Source organism: Clostridium sp. NSJ-145 (genome assembly GCF_021044725.1).
GTDB lineage: Bacteria > Bacillota > Clostridia > Clostridiales > Clostridiaceae > Clostridium > Clostridium disporicum_B.
Genome location: NZ_JAJNOS010000047.1, coordinates 1 through 1,680, shown reverse-complemented (window position 1 = coordinate 1,680; position 1,680 = coordinate 1). Strand labels below are relative to the sequence as shown.

2 protein-coding genes are annotated in these 1,680 nt (G+C 29.6%); both read right to left on the bottom strand.

The window, feature by feature from the left end; all coding sequences use genetic code 11:
• Positions 1 to 69: 69 nt before the first annotated feature.
• Complete coding sequence (locus LQE93_RS16670) at positions 70 to 483, bottom strand: hypothetical protein (protein WP_005210118.1); 414 nt, start codon at positions 481 to 483, stop codon at positions 70 to 72.
• 74 nt (positions 484 to 557) lie between these two features.
• The gene (locus tag LQE93_RS16665) at positions 558 to 1,592 is read right to left on the bottom strand and encodes an IS1595 family transposase (protein WP_186839740.1); all 1,035 of its coding nucleotides are present in this window, start codon (positions 1,590 to 1,592) and stop codon (positions 558 to 560) included.
• Between the last annotated feature and the right edge of the window lie 88 nt (positions 1,593 to 1,680).

Below are 1,680 nucleotides of genomic sequence, written 5' to 3'. Positions count from 1 at the left end.
AGGCTCTGTTAGATTAAATTGTTGATATTGTACTCAAAATAGGGTTGTACAAATTACAACCCTATCTAACTATAAACTCTGTTTAGATTCCCTAACAATATTTCTATTGCAAAGGTCTATCTTCAATTTATTCATCAATTCTTTAGTATTATTACTAAACACTAATTCTGTTATTATAGCATCTTCGTCTCTTAATCCAAATTGCTCTCTTCTAACTAAATACAAATAACTTATGTTAGTATGATATATATTTATAACATTGGTTATTGGTCCATTCGCAAACATTTCAGTTTCAGTTGGGTCTACACTGTCATGAATTTCAAGTAATGATGTTAATATGTTATAATTAGGAATATAAAAACCCAAAGAAATAATTATATCTTTCATGTCGTTATTATAAAATTCTAATTCTTTATCTAATAAAAAATCCTTTATAATATCATCATTATCATAATCTCTTAGAATTTTTATAAGTTCATTCATAATCCCCCACCTCGTAATCTTTCAGTATAATTTTTACATATAATACTAACAAACATACACTTATCAAGCAATACCTAAAAGAAATTATATTTTCTTTCCTTGTATCCTTCTATCTTAGTGTCAACAAATGGAATTACACTATGGATAAGCATATTCTTTGTTTTTATAACTTCTTTATCAGTGCTAAAACTTTGTAGCCACTTATACCAACTCATATAATTAGATAGAAATTTAGTAGACACTCCTTTAAATCTATACATCCAAATTTTCAGGTTACTATGCAACGAATTAACATGATTTATATGGTATATATCATTTTTATAATGACCTCTTGCTATTTTTTTATGGTCTAATTCAAGGTCTTTGGCAAATTGTATATACGATTTATGGCTATCTGTACAGATTATTGAGTTAGAGTCTATCCTTCCTTCATAAAGCCTTTCAAGAGCATTGTAAGTAACCCTTCCTTTACATAAGGGTTCTAATATTATATTTCCATTTCTATCAATTGCTGTTGCTATACAAACCTGTTCATTACTTATACCACGTTTCTTAACTTGTTTGCCTCTTTTTCGAGCAGGTCTCGGCATTTTAAAACCACTCTTTTTATGATTCCCCTTGAAAGACTCGGCAACAAATGTTTCGTCCATTTCTACTATACCGTCTACATCACCAACACCCATAAATGCTCTTATACAATCAAGAATTTTATGTCTCATATAAAATGATGTTTTAACACCTACACCTACATTTTCAGCGTTCTTTCTTATAGAAAGTCCTATAACCATTCCTTTAACATATTCAATCCACGTTTGTAGAGGTAACTTAGTACAGGATAACGCAGATTTAGTTAAATCATTAAAGGATTTACTACAAGAACGACATACATAACGTTGCTTACCATTCAATTTACCATTCTTTACTACAGAAGTAGATTCGCAATGGGGGCAACATTGCCCCTTGCTAAATCTTGATTCTCTAAACTCTTTATTAAGACTTACATTAGATGAGCCAAGAGTAAGCATCTCACCTATATAGTTAAATAATTCTCTTAACTGGTATTCACTAAGTGATGTTATATCTGACTTTATATTTGAAAGAGTTGCCATAAATCTTACCTCCGATAGTGTTATTATCTATATTATAACACTATTTAAGACTTATATGCACATATCAACATTATTGTCTAACAGAGCC

Bases quoted from the DNA above. Each gene is read 5' to 3' on its own strand.
- LQE93_RS16665 (WP_186839740.1), bottom strand. From the start codon at position 1,592: ATGGCAACTCTTTCAAATATAAAGTCAGATATAACATCACTTAGTGAA.
- LQE93_RS16670 (WP_005210118.1), bottom strand. From the start codon at position 483: ATGAATGAACTTATAAAAATTCTAAGAGATTATGATAATGATGATATT.